This is a genomic window from Solirubrobacter ginsenosidimutans (genome assembly GCF_027587205.1).
The window spans coordinates 57,033-72,417 of the sequence record NZ_JAPDOD010000018.1 but is presented as its reverse complement, the minus strand read 5'-3'; the positions used below and the strand labels follow the sequence as shown (position 1 = coordinate 72,417).

The 15,385-nt window shown below is 69.1% G+C and carries 14 protein-coding genes; 10 read left to right on the top strand and 4 right to left on the bottom strand.

Annotated features, from left to right (window positions below):
• The first annotated feature begins 47 nt into the window (after nucleotides 1–47).
• Both OM076_RS19095 and OM076_RS19090 read left to right on the top strand, forming a co-directional pair.
• Nucleotides 48–692: an SDR family oxidoreductase gene (locus tag OM076_RS19095; protein WP_270041643.1), complete on the top strand. Its 645-nt coding sequence runs from the start codon at nucleotides 48–50 to the stop codon at nucleotides 690–692.
• 10 nt (nucleotides 693–702) lie between these two features.
• Nucleotides 703–1,872: an alpha/beta fold hydrolase gene (locus OM076_RS19090; RefSeq protein ID WP_270041642.1), complete on the top strand. Its 1,170-nt coding sequence runs from the start codon at nucleotides 703–705 to the stop codon at nucleotides 1,870–1,872.
• On the opposite strand, the gene OM076_RS19085 is transcribed toward OM076_RS19090, so the two are convergent.
• The gene (locus OM076_RS19085) at nucleotides 1,869–2,702 is read right to left on the bottom strand and encodes a serine/threonine-protein kinase (protein ID WP_270041641.1); all 834 of its coding nucleotides are present in this window, start codon (nucleotides 2,700–2,702) and stop codon (nucleotides 1,869–1,871) included. The genes OM076_RS19090 and OM076_RS19085 overlap by 4 nt on opposite strands.
• A gap of 115 nt (nucleotides 2,703–2,817) precedes the next feature.
• Here OM076_RS19085 and OM076_RS19080 point away from each other — a divergent pair, with 115 nt between their 5' ends.
• The 8 genes from OM076_RS19080 (at nucleotide 2,818) to OM076_RS19045 (ending at nucleotide 11,331) form a co-directional block, all read left to right on the top strand.
• Entirely contained in the window at nucleotides 2,818–3,660 is an 843-nt protein-coding gene (locus tag OM076_RS19080; RefSeq protein ID WP_308214349.1) for a serine/threonine-protein kinase, read from the top strand.
• 88 nt (nucleotides 3,661–3,748) lie between these two features.
• Nucleotides 3,749–5,149 (top strand): protein kinase domain-containing protein, encoded by a 1,401-nt coding sequence (locus OM076_RS19075; RefSeq protein ID WP_270041640.1) that lies wholly within the window; start codon nucleotides 3,749–3,751, stop codon nucleotides 5,147–5,149.
• 78 nt (nucleotides 5,150–5,227) lie between these two features.
• A complete protein-coding gene (locus OM076_RS19070) occupies nucleotides 5,228–6,931 on the top strand; it encodes a GMC oxidoreductase (RefSeq protein ID WP_270041639.1) in 1,704 nt (567 codons plus the stop codon).
• Nucleotides 6,928–7,566, top strand: a complete 639-nt coding sequence (locus OM076_RS19065; RefSeq protein WP_270041638.1) for a hypothetical protein — start codon at nucleotides 6,928–6,930, stop codon at nucleotides 7,564–7,566. The genes OM076_RS19070 and OM076_RS19065 overlap by 4 nt, the downstream gene beginning before the upstream one ends.
• A complete protein-coding gene (locus OM076_RS19060; RefSeq protein WP_270041637.1) occupies nucleotides 7,550–8,293 on the top strand; it encodes a hypothetical protein in 744 nt (247 codons plus the stop codon). Before OM076_RS19065 ends, OM076_RS19060 begins: the two co-directional genes overlap by 17 nt.
• Nucleotides 8,294–8,311: 18 nt before the next feature.
• On the top strand, nucleotides 8,312–9,529 hold the full coding sequence (locus OM076_RS19055; RefSeq protein WP_270041636.1) for a hypothetical protein: 1,218 nt from the start codon (nucleotides 8,312–8,314) through the stop codon (nucleotides 9,527–9,529).
• Nucleotides 9,529–10,407, top strand: coding sequence for an alpha/beta hydrolase (locus OM076_RS19050; protein WP_270041635.1), 879 nt, complete (start codon nucleotides 9,529–9,531; stop codon nucleotides 10,405–10,407). The genes OM076_RS19055 and OM076_RS19050 overlap by 1 nt, the downstream gene beginning before the upstream one ends.
• Before the next feature lie 48 nt (nucleotides 10,408–10,455).
• The gene (locus OM076_RS19045) at nucleotides 10,456–11,331 is read left to right on the top strand and encodes an alpha/beta hydrolase (protein WP_270041634.1); all 876 of its coding nucleotides are present in this window, start codon (nucleotides 10,456–10,458) and stop codon (nucleotides 11,329–11,331) included.
• Here the strand turns inward: OM076_RS19045 and OM076_RS19040 are convergent.
• From OM076_RS19040 to OM076_RS19030, 3 genes are read right to left on the bottom strand one after another with little or no spacing between them, the layout of a single operon-like run.
• On the bottom strand, nucleotides 11,328–12,518 hold the full coding sequence (locus OM076_RS19040) for a hypothetical protein (protein WP_270041633.1): 1,191 nt from the start codon (nucleotides 12,516–12,518) through the stop codon (nucleotides 11,328–11,330). The two genes, OM076_RS19045 and OM076_RS19040, sit on opposite strands and share 4 nt — an antisense overlap.
• Before the next feature lie 3 nt (nucleotides 12,519–12,521).
• The gene (locus tag OM076_RS19035) at nucleotides 12,522–13,094 is read right to left on the bottom strand and encodes a nuclear transport factor 2 family protein (protein ID WP_270041632.1); all 573 of its coding nucleotides are present in this window, start codon (nucleotides 13,092–13,094) and stop codon (nucleotides 12,522–12,524) included.
• A gap of 13 nt (nucleotides 13,095–13,107) precedes the next feature.
• Nucleotides 13,108–15,342: an MMPL family transporter gene (locus OM076_RS19030; protein WP_270041631.1), complete on the bottom strand. Its 2,235-nt coding sequence runs from the start codon at nucleotides 15,340–15,342 to the stop codon at nucleotides 13,108–13,110.
• Between the last annotated feature and the right edge of the window lie 43 nt (nucleotides 15,343–15,385).

The window sequence follows — 15,385 nt, the reverse complement described above, 5'->3', positions numbered from 1 at the left end:
TCGGGTACGTTTCGCCCATCGGCACGCTGATCCCTTAGCCTCGGGGAATGGATGTCCTCGTCGCCGGAGGCCACGGACAGATCGCCCGTCGCCTTGAGAGATTGCTGGTCCAGCACGGACACACCGCGCGTGGCCTGATCCGCAACCCCGACCACGCCAAGGACCTCGAGGCCGACGGCGCGCTGCCGGTGCTGTGCGATCTCGAGCGCGACGACGTGCGCCCGCACGTGCGCGGAGCGGACGCGCTGGTGTTCGCCGCCGGCGCGGGCCCGGGCAGCGGCGACGCGCGCAAGCGGACGCTGGACCTCGGCGGCGCCGTCAAGTGCATCGAGGCCGCGCAGGAGCTCGGCGTCGACCGCTTCCTGATGGTCTCCTCGATGGGGACGCGCGACATCCCCGACGACGGGCCGATGAAGCCCTACCTCGAGGCCAAGCGCGATGCCGACCTCGCGCTGACGGACTCCGGGCTGCGCTGGACGATCGTGCGCCCCGGCCCACTGACGAACGAGCCGGGGTCGGGGATGGTCGAGCTGGCGCCGGTCCTCGGCCGCTGGGGCAACATCCCCCGCGACGACGTCGCGCTGGTCCTCTACCAGTGCCTCTTCGCCGAGAACACCGTGCACGGCACCTTCGAACTGCTTTCCGGTGCAGAACCCGTCGAAAGTGCAGTGCTCTCATTTACAAATCGTTAGCGTCTGACAAATGCAGCGCACCCTTGTCGCCGGGATCCTGACGATCCTCGCCGCACCCGTCCTCGCCGTCTCGCCCGCCAACGCCGCCGTAAAGCAGGGCCCGGCCGGCGACGCGTTCTACACGCCGCCGTCCGCCCTACCGAGCGGCGCGCACGGCACGCCGATCTGGCAGCGCAAGCTGACCGGCGCGCCGGTCCTGAAGAGCGCGAAGTCCAACACGCTCCTCCTGTACACGTCGAGCGGGCTCGACAACAAGCCGGTCGCGGTCTCCGGCGACGTCGCGATCCCGAAGGGCAAGGCGCCCAAGGGCGGCTGGCCGGTGATCAGCTGGGCGCACGGCACGGTCGGCATCGCCGACGCCTGCGCGCCGAGCAAGATCGGGACCCAGGCCAACTACGACAGCCCGATGCTCAACAGCTGGCTGAAGGCCGGTTACGCGGTCGTGCGCACCGACTACGAGGGCCTCGGCACGCCCGGGCCGCATCCGTACCTGATCGGCTCCTCCGAGGGCCGGAGCACGCTGGACATGGTCCGCGCCGCCCGCAAGCTCAATCCCGACATCGGCTCCCGGCTCGTGATCGCCGGCCACTCCCAGGGCGGCCAGGCCGCGCTCTTCGCCGCGTCGCTGGCGAAAAAGTGGACGCCGGAGCTCAAGCTCAACGGCACGGTCGCGTTCGCCCCGGTCAGCCACCTCAGCCAGCAGTCCACGCTGCTCGGCGCGCTGACGCAGCCGGGCGGCCTGGCCCCGCTCGCGGCGATGATCCTGCGCGGGGTCGACATCGGCGACCCGAGCCTCAATGTCCAGGGCTACCTGTCCGACGCCGCCAAGGCCCTGTACCCGCAGATCGACGAGAAGTGCCTCGACGGCCTGTCGCAGCCCGACTCGTTCGGCAGCATCTCGCCCGCGGGCCTCGTGCGCGAAGGCGCCGACGTGGCCCCGGTCACCGCCGCGCTGGCCAAGCTCGACGACCCGGACAAGCTCAAGATCGCCGGCCCGGTCCTGATCGAGCAGGGCAAGGCCGACACCACGGTGCTCCCGAACTTCACGACCGCGCTCAGCACCGAGCTCAAGGCGAAGGTGACCTACAAGACCTACGCCGGCGTCAACCACGCGGGCGCGGTGACGGCCAAGAAGCCGTCAACCGACGCCACCAAGTGGATCAAGCAGATCCTCGGTTAGAGACCAGCGGCGCGGGCGATCGACGCGATGTAACCGGCGGCGGAGGCGGGACGGTCCTCCGCCTCCTTCTCCATCGCCTTGTTGATCGCCTTCGCCACGGCGGGCGTGATGTTCTTGTTGGCCTCCGAGAGGTCCGGCGGATCCTCCTGGAGGTGGGCGAAGAGCACGCGCATGCTGGGGCGCCCGCCGAACGGCGGCGTGCCGGTGATGCACTCGTGGATCATGCACCCGAGGGCGTAGATGTCGGTCGCCGCGCTGACCTCTTCGCCGCGGATCTGCTCGGGCGCCATGTAATCAAGCGAACCCAGCGCCTGACCCGGGCGGGTCAGGTTCGAGGCCTGGCTGTCCTTGGCCAGCCCGAAGTCCGTGACGTAGGCCGTCTCGCCGTCGAGCAGGATGTTGCCGGGCTTGATGTCGCGGTGGACAAGACCCGACGCGTGCAGCGCGTCGATGCCCTCGGCCGGGCCCCGCAGGAGGCGGATCGTCGTCGCCAGGTCGAGCGAGCCGTCCTTGACGAGCCGGTCGTGCAGCGACCCGCCGGCGATCAGCGCCTGTACGAGGTAGGGCAGGCCGCCCTCCTCACCCGCGCCGAGCACCGGCACGACGTTCGGGTGCGAGATCTTCTGCGCAGCGGCGACCTCACGCTGGAAGCGCCGGACGAAGACCTCGTCCTGGGACAGCTCGGTGGTGACGACCTTGATCGCCACGGGGTCGCCGCCATCAGCGACGCCCTCAAAGACGACTCCCATCCGGCCACGCCCAATGGTCCTGGTGATTCGGTAGGGGCCCACCGAATCGCCGGGCCGGGGCTCCAGTGCGATCTCAGGCATACGAGCGTCGGAAGCATAACGGCTCCGCCCTGGAGTCCAGCGCAGGTACCCGACTTCTGGTCAGCCGATACTTGCGCCATCACCTTCAAGCCGAGACACTAGGTGCCGATCTCGCATGGACAAGCCAATGCTCGGTGACTACAGGATCGAGGGGATCGTAGGTGTGGGGCGCATGGGCGTCGTATATCTCGCGATCGACCGCATCACGGGACGCGCTGTCGCGTTGAAGGTCCTGCGTGAGGACATCAGCATGGATCCCGTCTACCGGGAGCGCTTCCGGCGCGAGGGCGGACTGCTGACCGCGCTCAGCCACCCGCACATCATCCCGATCCACGGGATGGGCGAGGTCGACGGCGAGCTCTACATCGCCAGCCGGCTCGTCTCCTCGACGCTGCGCAACTCGATCGTCAGCGGCGAGATCCCGGTGGACAAGGCCATGAACGTGCTGGCGTGCGTCGCCAGCGCGCTGGACGCCGCGCACGCGATCGGGGTCGTGCACCGCGACGTCAAGCCCGCCAACGTGCTCGTGGACCCCGGTCCGGGCGACGTCTTCCTCGGCGACTTCGGCCTCGCGCGTGACCCCGAGGGCGAGGCGTTGACGATGCCGGGGCAGGTGCTGGGGACGATCGACTACATGGCGCCGGAGCTGCTAGACGGCGAGCGCGTGGGAGCGGCGACCGACATCTACGGCCTGGCCTGCCTGGCAGTGGAGACGCTGACCGGTACCGTCCCCTATCTGCGAGACACTGACGCCGCCACCATGTACGCCCACATCGTCGAACCCCCGCCGAGCGTCTCCGAGCGCCGGCCCGAGCTGCCCAAGGCGCTCGACGACGTGCTGGCCACCGGCATGGCCAAGGACCCGGACGACCGGCAGGCCTCTGCGGGAGGCCTCGTCGTCGAGATGCTCGAAGCGATGGGCATGCCGGCTCCTTCCTGCCTGGCAGAAGCGGCGTAGTGGACGTGTCCGCGAGTACGGCGCATCGCCCGGCCAGATCACCGGTCGTCGCTGCCCGCGGCGGTCGCCGGCTGCATACTGGTGGTACGTGGGCGGCGGCCGCCGCCCGGCAGCGGCGGGCGGGGCCCGCCGGAATGCGGCGTACTGGTGGAGGCGTCCACGTGGAGGAAGAACCGAGCACTTGACGCGACCGGATCAGCAGGCGACTGCCGTCGGGGGGGAGGCGCTCAACGGGCGCTACGAAATAGTCGCGCCCATCTCCAGCGGGGCGATGGGTGCGGTTTACCGTGCCTTCGACCGCCAGAGCGGGGTCGAGGTCGCGGTCAAGCGCCTGCTCGACGTCCGGCACGCCGCCCGCTTCGAGATCGAGGCGCGCCTGCTCGCCAGCCTCAGTCACCCGCGCGTGGTGAAGGTGCTCGACCACTCGAGCGACGATCAGGGCCTCTACATCGTCATGGACCTCGTCCACGGCGTGGACCTGGGCGCGATCCTCAAGCGCGCCGGCGATCCGGGGCTCACGCTCGGCGACGCGATCGAGTACGTGCGCCACGGCTGCGAGGCGCTGTCCTACGTGCACAGCCAGCAGATCGTGCACCGCGACGTCAAGCCGCAGAACATGATCCTGGGCGAGGACGGCGTGATCCTCGTGGACTTCGGCGTCGCCCGCGCGCTCGGCGCGGAGGAGGACCAGGGCACGATCGCGGTCGGCACCCCGCGCTACATGGCGCCCGAGGTGTTCGCCGGCGGCACGGTCAGCGCCGCGAGCGACATCTTCAGCCTCGCCGCGACGCTCTGGACGCTGCTCGTCGGCTCGCCGCCGCGCTACGGCGACGTGCTCAAGCTCGACAAGCTGGCGCCCGGCCTGCCGCCGGAGCTGCAGACCGCGCTCGCCGGCGGCCTGGAGATGCTGCCCGAGCAGCGGATCTCCAGCGCGTCGGCGTTCGCCGAGGCCGTCGGCGTCCCGCTCACCGGCGATCGCGGCCACTCGCTCGCGCAGTCGCTGGGCCGCCCGACCACGCGCCGGCGGGTCATGGAGGCGATCGTCCGCACCGCCGCCGGCATGTTCGAGGCCGCGGCCTGCTCGATCGCGCTCACCGATCCCAAGAACGGCGAACTGGTCTACGAGGCGGCGTGGGGCGCGGGCGCGTCCGAGGTCGTGGGGATGCGGCTGCCGCCGGGCGTCGGCCTCGCGGGCGCGGTCGTGGCCTCCGGCGACGGCGTCTTCGTCCCCGAGTGCCGCAAGGACCCGCGCTTCGCCCGCCAGGTCGCCGCGGGGACCGGCTACGTGCCGTACACGATGGTCGTCGCGCCGCTGATCCGTGACGGCAAGACGATCGGCGTGCTCTCGGTGCTGGATCGCCGCGACGGCGGGCCGTACCTGCGTGAGGATCTCGGCAAGGTCGCGCTGTTCGCGGATCTGGCCGTCGTGGCGCTCGATCTGGACACGTTCCCGCTGTCCAGCACCGGCGGCCGCACGCTCCTGGCGTAGCGGGCGCCGCTCGGATTCACCGAGTCCTGGACCATCCGTACTTGCTCACAGCGTGAGCACCGCGTTAGGTTGCGCCTGATGAGCTTGGACAGCCACTACGACGCCATCATCGTCGGGTCGGGGTTCGGCGGCTCGGTGACGGCCTACCGGCTGGCCGAGGCCGGCAAGCGCGTGCTCGTGCTCGAGCGCGGGCGCCCCTATCCCCCGGGTTCTTTCACCCGCAGCCCGTACCGGGCGCGCGAGAGCTTCTGGGACCCGCCCCGAGGGCTCGTGGGGATGTACCACTACTGGTCGTTCAAGGGCATCGACGCCCTGGTCTCCGCGGGCCTGGGCGGCGGCTCGCTGATCTACGCGAACGTGTTCATCCGCAAAGACGAGAACTGGTTCGTCCACGAGGACATGTCCGACGGCGGCTACGAGTACTGGCCGGTCAACCGCGAGGACCTGGACCCGCACTACGACCGCGTCGAGCAGATGCTCAATCTGCAGCGCTATCCGTTCGACCACGAGCCGTACGCCTCGACGCCGAAGACGATCGCCTTCAAGGAGGCCGCGGAGGCCAACGGCCTCGAGTGGTTCCTTCCCCAACTGGCCGTGACCTTCGCCAACAAGGACCGGCCGCCGGTGCCGGGCGAGGTGATCCAGGAGGACCTGGTCAACCTCCACGGACGTACGCGGACGACCTGCCAGCTGTGCGGGGAGTGCGACGTCGGCTGCAACTACGGCGCCAAGAACACGCTCGATTACAACTACCTGACCCACGCCAAGCACCACGGAGCGGAGATCCGGACGCTCGCCGACGTGCGCCGGATCGGCCCGCGTGCGACCGGCAACGGCTACGAGGTGGTGTACGCCGACCTGGGCGAGCACCCTGAGCAGCCGACGACGTTCGAGCTGACCTGCGACCACCTGATCCTGAGCGCCGGCACGCTCGGCACGACGAACCTGCTGCTGAAGAACCGCAGCGCGTTCCCGGGGCTCTCGCGCAAGCTGGGGAGCCGGTTCTGCGGCAACGGCGACCTGCTGACGCTCGCGCTGAACACGACCAAGGTGACCGACGGCGTGCGTGAGCCGCGGATCGTCGACCCGGGCTACGGGCCGGTCATCACCTCCACGGCCCGCATGCCCGACGCGTCCGATCCCGGCGGCTCCGGGCGCGGCTTCTACCTCCAGGACGCGGGCTTCCCGCAGCACCTGGCCTGGATCCTGCACGTGATCAGCGCGCCCAAGCAGCTGTGGCGCTGGCGTGAGGGCGCGACGTACCTGCTCAAGAACTGGATCCAGGGGACGCCGGACTCCGAGGTCACCGGTCACATCGCTGACCTGATGCTGCCGTCGGAGCTCTCCTCCGGCGGGCTGCCGTTGCTCGGCATGGGCCGCGACGTCCCCGACGGGCGGATGTACCTCCGCAACGGCCACCTCGACATCGACTGGCGCAAGGCGTCGGGCTCGGACGAGTACTTCAACCGCCTGCGCAACACGTCGCGCGACTTCGCCACGGCGCTCGGTGGTCGCTTTGCGGACAACCCGCTGTGGTTCCTCAAGCGCGTGATCACCGTCCACCCGCTCGGCGGCGCGCCGATGGGCCGCCACGCCGGCGAGGGCGTCGTGGACGCGTATGGCAACGTCTTCGGTCACCCCGGCCTGCACATCGCCGACGGCTCGGTCATGCCCGGTCCGACCGGGCCGAACCCAAGCTTCACGATCGCGGCGCTGGCGGACCGCTTCGCCGACCAGATCATCGATCCCGACCGACGCGCCGCGGAGGCGGCGGCCTCATGACCTCAAGCGTTCGCTTCACCGAGGAGATGCTCGGGCACGTCACGTTCGGCGAGCTCGACTTCGCCCGTGGCGCCCAGCCGAACCGCGACGGGTCAGGAGCGTTCAAGTTCCACCTGACCATCGAGGTCGAAGACATCGAGGCCTTCGGCAACGACCCGCTGCGGCCCGCGACCGCCGTCGGGTGGATCGAGAGCGACGCGTTCGGCGGCAAGCTGCCGGTCGAGCGCGGCTGGTTCAACCTCTTCGTGGACGTCGAGCCGGGCGTCAAGCACATGCTCTACCGGCTCTGGTTCCGCGACGGCGTCGGCCACCCGCTGACCATGACCGGCTTCAAGCTGGTCAAGGACGACGCGGGCTTCGACGTCTGGAAGGACACCACGACGCTGTTCACGCGCGTCCTACAAGGACACGTCGAGGAGGGCGACGACGCCACGGCGACCGTCATCGCGTCCGGGATCATCATCATCCGGGCGCGCGACTTCGCCAAGCAGCTGACGACCTTCCGGGCGGGCGGGCCGAGCGTTCCCAACCAGCTCGGCGCGCTGACGAAGTTCGGCGTGATCTTCGTGCAGCAGCTCGCCGAGGCCTACCTGCGCAAGGGTCGCCGGGGAGGTCGAGATGGCGTCCGCGCGTAAGGCGAGGCGCCTCGCCGCCGCCGAGGCGGCGCGCAGCAGTTCGACCTCCAATCGCACGCACCTGCTCGGCGTCCTCGCCGGCGGTGCCGTGATCACCGTGTTCGGCGCGGAGGTCGCGCGGGTCTGGAAGCTCGGGACGCTCCCGCGCAGCCGCCAGATCACGTCCGAGGACGATCGGCGCGCCAAGCCGATCGAAGCGGTCATGACCCTCAAAGAGGGCTACGGCGTCAGCCGTACGCGTGAGAACTCGCTGTTCAACATGCTCGCCTCGTTCACGGTCGCGTTCGGGATCACCCGCGCGATCACGTGGACGATCCGCGAGCACGGCGGCATCGGCCCGATCAAGGACGTCAAGGTCGGCGACCGCCACATCCACCACTTCCTCCCCGGCGGCATCCTCGCCCTGGCGGCCGGCGGGGTGGCGATCGGCACCAAGGGCGAGAAGCTGGACAAGTACCTCGCGTTCCCGTTCGGCGTCGGCGTCGCGCTCGTGTTGGACGAGACGGCGCTGCTGCTCGAGCTCGACGACGTCTATTGGACCGAGGAAGGCGTGCTCAGCGTCCAGATCGCGTTCGCGGCGATCGCGATGCTCTCCGCCATGGCGTACCTGATCCGCATGCTGCGCCAAGGCGGGGCGCAGGACTCCGAGACCGACTGGGAACTCGCGGCCAAGGCATGGGACGACCTCCAGATGAGCTCCGGCGGAGTTCCGGGCATCGGCTTGTAAGACAGAAGGGATTCTGAAATGGCAAAGACGCTCCGCTCGGCGGACTTCAGGCTCACCGCCCGGCAGATCCTCCAGGCGAAGAACCGCCCGCAGACGGAGCCGTGGGAGGACAGAGTCACGGTCGGCCTCGCCGTCGCGACGCTGTTCGCCGTCTTCTGGGACGGCTGGCTGCACAACAACTCGACCACGCTCGACAGCTTCTGGTCGGACGCCCACATCGCGATGTACGCGGGGCTGACGACGCTCGGCGCGTGGATCGGCGTCGTCTTCGTCAAGCGCCAGCCCAGGGGCAAGGGCACCAAGCTGAACCTCAGCATGGAGGCCGTGCCGTACGGCTACGGGCTCGCCCTGGTGGCGCTGCCACTCGCCGCGCTCGGCGGCCCCGGCGACTTCGCCTGGCACGCGGCCTACGGCTTCGAGAACCAGATCGACGCGCCGTTCAGCCCGACGCACCAGATGCTCTTCCTCGCCGGCGGGCTGCTCGGGGGGATCGGCCTCGCCTCGACCTGGCACCGGCCCGGCCGCGTCCTGCCGCTGAGCCAGCTCTGGCCCGCCGTGCTCTCGGCCACCGCCGTGCTGGCGATGGTCTCGTTCACCTTCATGAACCTGCTGCCGTGGTTCTGGACGATGGTCCCGACCGGGGCCTTCCAGGACAACCTGCTGACGTTCAAGGACGCCTACGCCCCGGGCTCCGGCGACTCGGTCAAGCACGTCGAGGGCCTCTACAACGCCTCGATCAACTACAGCGGCGACGTGTTCCCCTACTACCTGTTCGGGAACATGGCCTCGATCGGCGGCGTGCTGATCTGGACCGCCGCGTTCGTGGCCACCGTGCTCTACGTGCGGCGGCGCTGGGTGCTGCCGTTCGGCGCGGTCACGTTGATGTGCACGCTGCTGTCGGTGCTGTTCCCGTTCTTCACCCGCTTCACGAACCTCGAGTTCATCCCCACGCTGATCATCGTCGGCCTGCTGGTCGACATCGCGGCGCGCGTGCTGATCGTCGAGGACCCGGCCTCGCGGGTGCGCATCCGCGGGTTCGCCCTGCTCGTCCCGCTGCTGGTCTGGGGCCCATGGGAGCTCGCGGTGGCGCTGTTCGGCGACGGCGGCCTCGGCTGGCATCCCACGATGTGGACCGGCGTGCTCACGACGTCGATGGGCGTCGGCTACGGGATCTCGCTGATCATGTTCCCGCCGGCGCTGCCGGCGGTCGAAGACGCGGAGGCGGAGGTGGCCTAGTGCTGAACCCGTTCGTGATGACCAAGCTGATGGTCAACGCCCGGCGCTCGCCGCTGACGCGCACGCCGTCGGACGTGGGGCTCGAGTTCGAGAGCGTGTCGTTCGCGGCCGCCGACGGCGTCGGGCTGAAGGGCTGGTTCATCTCCAGCGGTGCGGCGGAGCCGAGCCCGGCGATCGTGTTCGTCCACGGCTGGATGTGGAACCGGCACGGCAACATCGCCCACCAGGTCAAAGGCCTCAAGGACGCCGACGTCGATTTCCTGCCCGCCGCCAAGGGCCTGCACGACGCCGGCTTCAACGTGCTGCTCTTCGACGTCCGCTGGCACGGAGAGAGCGAGCGCGGCTCCAAGCCGCTGTCCTATGGCCCGCTGGAGGCGCAGGACTACATCGGCGCGGTGCGCTACCTGCGCACGCGGCCGGAGGTCGACGGCGAGCGGATCGGCGCCATCGGCACGTCGATGGGCGGCAACATCGTCATGTACGGCACGCCGGAGGTGCAGCCGATCAAGGCGCTCATGGCGATCCAGCCGACGCGGCTGGCGGTCTTCAACGCGAACTTCATGCGGACCGAGATGGGGCCGCTCGGCCCGCCGATGGCAAAGCCGATGGAGCTCGTCTACGCCGCCCTGCGGACGCCGCGACCGGGCAAGCACGACCCCGCGGTGCCGGCCCGCAAGCTCGGCGACACGGTCGTCCAGTACGTCCAGGGCACCGGCGATCCGTGGGGCGAGATGGCCATCGTCGAGGAATTCGCGTCGGTCACGCCGGGCAACGCCGGCCCGGTGACCAAGTACCCGTCGACCGGCCGCTACGAGGGTTACGGCTACATCTCGGAGCACGCCGACGACGTGGTTGCGTTCTTCCGCGCGCACCTTTAGGGAAATCCCTCATTCGTTTCACACGCGTCGGCGCATATGGTCGACGCAATGGCCTTTCATCCGTTCCTGATGACCAAGCTGATGCTGCGCTCGCACCGAGCGCCGCTGACGCGCACGCCGGGGGCGGTGGGCCTGGGCTTCGAGGACGTCGCCTTCGCGGCGACCGACGGGGTCGGGCTCAAGGGCTGGTTCGTCCCGGGTGGCGCTTCGCCCGGGCCGGCGATCGTCTTCGTCCACGGCTGGATGTGGAACCGCCTGGGCAACGTCGCCGGTCAGACGCCGGTGCCCGACAAGGACGTCGACTTCCTGCCCGCGGTGAAGGCCCTGCACGACGCCGGCTACCACGTGCTGCTGTTCGACGTGCGCGGGCACGGTGAGAGCGAAGCGGGCAAGGGCCCGCAGACCTATGGCCCGATGGAGTCGCGGGACTTCGTCGGCGCGGTGCAATACCTGCGGACGCGAGCGGACGTCGACGGCGAGCGGATCGGCGCGATCGGGATGTCCGCCGGCGGCAACATCGTCCTCTACGGCGTCGACGCGGCGCAGCCGATCAAGGCCGTGCTGGCTGTCCAGCCGACGCGCCTCATCAGCTTCAACACCAACTTCGCCCGCACCGAGCTCGGGCCGCTCGGCCCGGCGCTGATCAAGCCGGTCGACCTGCTCTACCGGCTGATGCGCGCGCCGCTGCCGAGCCGGCAGGACCCCGCGATCCCCGCCCGCGGGCTCAACGGCACCGTCGTCCAGTACGTGCAGGGCACGGGCGACCAGTGGGGCGAGCTGGCGGTGGTCGAGGAGTTCGCGGCGGCGACGCCCCATACCGCGGGCCCCGTGATCAGCTACCCCTCGACCGAGCGCTACTCGGGCTACCAGTACATCTCAGAACGCGCCGAAGACGTCGTCGCGTTCTTCGACCACAACCTCTAGTTGTCGGCTTCGACCAGACGCGGGCCGTAGGACGGCGGCGCGACCAGGAAGGCGACGGCGAAGCCGGTCATCGTGCCGATGATCAGCGCGCCGACCCACAGCGTGGGCTCCCAGCCGATGCCCTTGTCCAGCGCCAGCACCGCGTAATAGGTGACCCAGAGGATCAGCGCCGCGACCGGGCCGATCGTGCGGATGCCGCCGAGTGAGACCCGTCCGTCCTCACGCGCGCCACCGAGACGGCGCGCCATCACGTCGATCGCGAGCCCGGTGACGATCAGCGGGATGATCAGGACGATGTCGCGGTACTCGGTCATGATGTTCACCAGCAGGCCGTAGCCGGTGAAGATCATCGTCGTGGCGCCGAACGGCACGCGCCAGCGCCGCATGTTCAGCAGGATCGGCCCGAACAGGACGAGCGTCGTGATGATCATCGACGCCATGCCGTGGCTGGCTGAGTAGTAGTAGTACGGCCACTGGTCGTCGCCGTAGCCGGTCAGCCCGCCGTTGAGGCTGATCGTCTGGTCGCTGAAGTCGTCCTTGAAGTGCGTCTGGTAGTCGTGGACGAAGTCACTCGTCGGCGTGACGTTGGTCATGAACGCCGACAGGTACATCGTGATGAAGCCCGCGACGCCGATGAACAGCGTCGTCGAGACCGACACGGGCAGGAAGCGCTTGAAGTCCAGCGCGATGTCCTGCTTGGCCCACATCGAGCGGATGCCCGTCGAGCACAACAGCAGGCCGCCGAAGAACAGCGCGAGATGCGGTGGCGAGTAGATCGCGTCGACGCCGACCTCGAAGCCGTACGCGCTGTGCCAGATGAAGTCGGTCGGGCCGCCGATCGCCAGCGTGATCAGGCCGAGGATCGCGACGCCGTAGCCGACCGGGATCAGCGACAGGTCCGGCATCAGGGTCTTGCGGTGCTCCAGGCCCTGGTAGCGGGTGACGAGCACGCCCACCCAGATACCGAGCACGGTCAGCCCCGCGTACAGGAACAGGTGGGCGATCGAGAAGAACGACTCCTGCCCGGTCTTGTTGTTGTGGCCGCGGCCGTCGAAGAACATCGCGGTGATCGGCCAGACGCCGATCGCCATCGTCGTCATGTCCTCGCGCCAGGTCGTGATCGGGCGCAGGCCGCGCGCGGCCCCGGGCGCGCTGCGCGCCAGGTCCGCCAGTTTCTGAGTGGCCACCCGCTAGAGCATCTTGTTCGTATTGCCGCGCTTGACGCGCAGGACACGACGGATGGTCCGCGCGAGCGGGGCGGGCTGCTTGAGCGCGCCGAGCGCCATCTGCGCCTTCGAGCCGCCGGCCAGCGAGGCCTTGCCCGAGATCTTCATGATGTCGTTGATCATCTTCTGGTCGCGCTCGAGCAGCCAGTACTCGACCATCTGGCCGTTCTCGATGTGGAACACGCCGATCGCCTCGCCGGGGATCTCCATGCCCTTGCCGACCACGATCCGGTACTTGATCAGCGCGCAGGCGTGATCGTCGGAGGTGGTCGCATCATGGAACTCGCCGATGAACGTGCCCTGCTCGATCCCCAGCTTGTAGAGGTTCGAGTAGAGCCGCACGATCGCCTCGCGACCGACGTGGTCGCCGGAGAGGAAGTGGTTGCCCGGGTAGTGCACGATGCAGTTCTCGCCGACGATCGGCGCGAAGTTCTCCATGTCGCCCACCATCAGGCAGTCCCAATAGGTCTTCAGGAAGGCAAGTTGCTCTTGCTTCCGGCTGTCCGGGGTCGTCTCGGGGGACGTCGGGCTGGTCACCAGGGTTCCTTTCTCAGACGACCGCGGCCGCGGCGCGGTCTTCGTCGTGTGCGGTGTCGGACTCGAAGTCCATGTTGGGCAGGACGCGGTCCAGAGCCTTGGGCAGCCACCAGTTGGCGTCGCCCATCAGCTCCATCGTCGCCGGCACGAGGACGAGCCGGACGAGCGTGGCGTCGAGCGCGATCGCGACCGAGAGGCCGAGACCGATCTCTTTGATCTGCGGGACGCCGGTGAGTGCGAACACGGCGAAGACGACGACCATGATGATCGCCGCGCTCGAGATCACCTTGGCGGAGCCCTGCAACCCCTCGGCCACGGCCTGGCGGTTGTCGCCGGTGGCGTGGTAGCGCTCCTTGATCCGGCTCAGCAGGAAGACCTCGTAGTCCATCGAGAGGCCGAACACGATCGCCAGCAGCAGCGGTGGGGTGATCGCGTTGACGTAGCCGAGCGAGTTGTAGCCGGTGATGCCGTCGAACCAGCCGTACTGGAAGACCATCACGAGCACGCCGTACGCGGCGCCGACCGTGAGCAGGTTCATCAGGACGGCCTTCAGCGGCAGCAGGACCGAGCGCAGCACCACCAGCAGCACGAGGTAGCTGCAGATCAGCACGAAGACGAAGATCTTCCACATCCCGCCGGAGATCTGGTGCGTGAAGTCACGCGTCTGCGCCGACGGGCCGCCGACCTCGACGACGGCGAGCTTGTCGATGCCCGACGCCCGTCCGCCCTCGGCGCGCAGGCGCTCGATCAGGTTCAAGGTCGAGTCCGCCTCCGGGTCGGTCGCCGAGACCACCGTGATCAGCGCGGCCTTGCCGTCGTCGGACGTGACCGGCTCACGGACGTCGGCGACGCCCGCGGTGGCCTTGAGGCCGGTGATGTAGCTCTCCAGCGCCGCCTGGTTCGCCGGGTCGGAGACCGGCCCCTTGAAGTTGGCGACGATCAGTGTCGGTGCCGATTCGCCCGGCTTGACCTGCTGGGAGGCCAACGTCACACCCACACGGGTCTCGTTGTCCTGCGGGAACTGCTTCAGCGCGCCGTTGCCGAACGCCAGCGAGAGCGCCGGGATCGCCAGCGCGAGCAGGACGGCGGCGGCGAGCGCCGCCGAGAGCGCCGAGCGCTTCATCACCGCGTTCGACCAGCGCTCCCAGAACGTCGGGGCGCCCGCCGGCTTGGGCTTCTCGGGCCGGACGCGCCGGTACTGCCTCGCGATGGAGGTGACGATCTTGCCGCGCTCGTCAGCGCGCCGGCCGAGCATGGCGATCAGCGCGGGCAGCAGCGTGACGGCACCGACGATCGCGATCGCGACGACGGTGATCGCGCCGATCGCCAGCGAGCGCATGACCGTCGAGTTGATCAGGAACAGGCCCGCGAGCGAGACGATGACGGTGATCCCCGAGAAGACGACCGTCGCACCGGAAGTCCGCATGGCGACATCGAGCGCCTGGGCTTCTGACTTTCCGGCGTGCAACTCCTCCCGGTAGCGCGAGAGGACGAAGAGCGAATAGTCGACCGCGACGCCGATGCCGAGGAGCGAGGCGACGTTGGTCACGAACACCGACATCGTGAGCACCAGCGAGAGGAAGAACACCGCGGCGCCCGTGATGATCACCGCGGCGACCCCGAGGCCGACCGGCAGCAGCGCCGCGAGCACGGAGCCGAAGACCGCGAGCAGGACGATCAGGATCGCCGGGAAGCCGGTGCTCTCGGCCTTGGCGAGGTCCTCCTGCTGGAGCTTCTGCATGCCCGCCCACAGCGCCTGCTGGCCGACCACAAAGGGCTGCACGCCGTCGGTGACCTCGCCGACCTTGATGTTGTCGCGCAGGTCGACGGCAGCCTTGAGGACCTCGTCGCGGGTGCCGGTGACGGTCAGTGGGAAGACGATGACCGTTCCGTCGCTCGCCGTCGGCTTGGCCTGGGCAGCGATCTGCTTGGCCTGTTCGACGTCCTGCGGGGTCAGCTCGACGTGATCGATGCCCGCCGCGGCCTGCTGGACGCGACCGATGGCCGCGTCGAGGTCGCCGTCGCCCTTCGCTTGCAACACGATGCCGAGCGGCTCCGTGCTCAGGCCCTTGAAGCGGGCGATCTCCTTGTCGACCTTGTCCGAGCCGGAGCCCGGGACCTCGAACCCGCCGCCGCTGAGGTGCTTGGTCTGCTGGGACGCGAACGGCACGGAAACCACCAGCAAGGCGATCCAGATCCCGAAGACGAGCTTTCGACGCGTCCGGACGAAGCCGGAAAGTCGATTCATCGCGGATTGCACGCTAGGCCTCCTGGGCGCACGACTGTCTGTC

Bases quoted from the DNA above. Each gene is read 5' to 3' on its own strand.
- OM076_RS19095 (WP_270041643.1), top strand. From the start codon at position 48: ATGGATGTCCTCGTCGCCGGAGGCCACGGACAGATCGCCCGTCGCCTT.
- OM076_RS19090 (WP_270041642.1), top strand. From the start codon at position 703: ATGCAGCGCACCCTTGTCGCCGGGATCCTGACGATCCTCGCCGCACCC.
- OM076_RS19085 (WP_270041641.1), bottom strand. From the start codon at position 2,702: ATGCCTGAGATCGCACTGGAGCCCCGGCCCGGCGATTCGGTGGGCCCC.
- OM076_RS19080 (WP_308214349.1), top strand. From the start codon at position 2,818: ATGGACAAGCCAATGCTCGGTGACTACAGGATCGAGGGGATCGTAGGT.
- OM076_RS19070 (WP_270041639.1), top strand. From the start codon at position 5,228: ATGAGCTTGGACAGCCACTACGACGCCATCATCGTCGGGTCGGGGTTC.
- OM076_RS19065 (WP_270041638.1), top strand. From the start codon at position 6,928: ATGACCTCAAGCGTTCGCTTCACCGAGGAGATGCTCGGGCACGTCACG.
- OM076_RS19060 (WP_270041637.1), top strand. From the start codon at position 7,550: ATGGCGTCCGCGCGTAAGGCGAGGCGCCTCGCCGCCGCCGAGGCGGCG.
- OM076_RS19055 (WP_270041636.1), top strand. From the start codon at position 8,312: ATGGCAAAGACGCTCCGCTCGGCGGACTTCAGGCTCACCGCCCGGCAG.
- OM076_RS19045 (WP_270041634.1), top strand. From the start codon at position 10,456: ATGGCCTTTCATCCGTTCCTGATGACCAAGCTGATGCTGCGCTCGCAC.
- OM076_RS19030 (WP_270041631.1), bottom strand. From the start codon at position 15,342: ATGAATCGACTTTCCGGCTTCGTCCGGACGCGTCGAAAGCTCGTCTTC.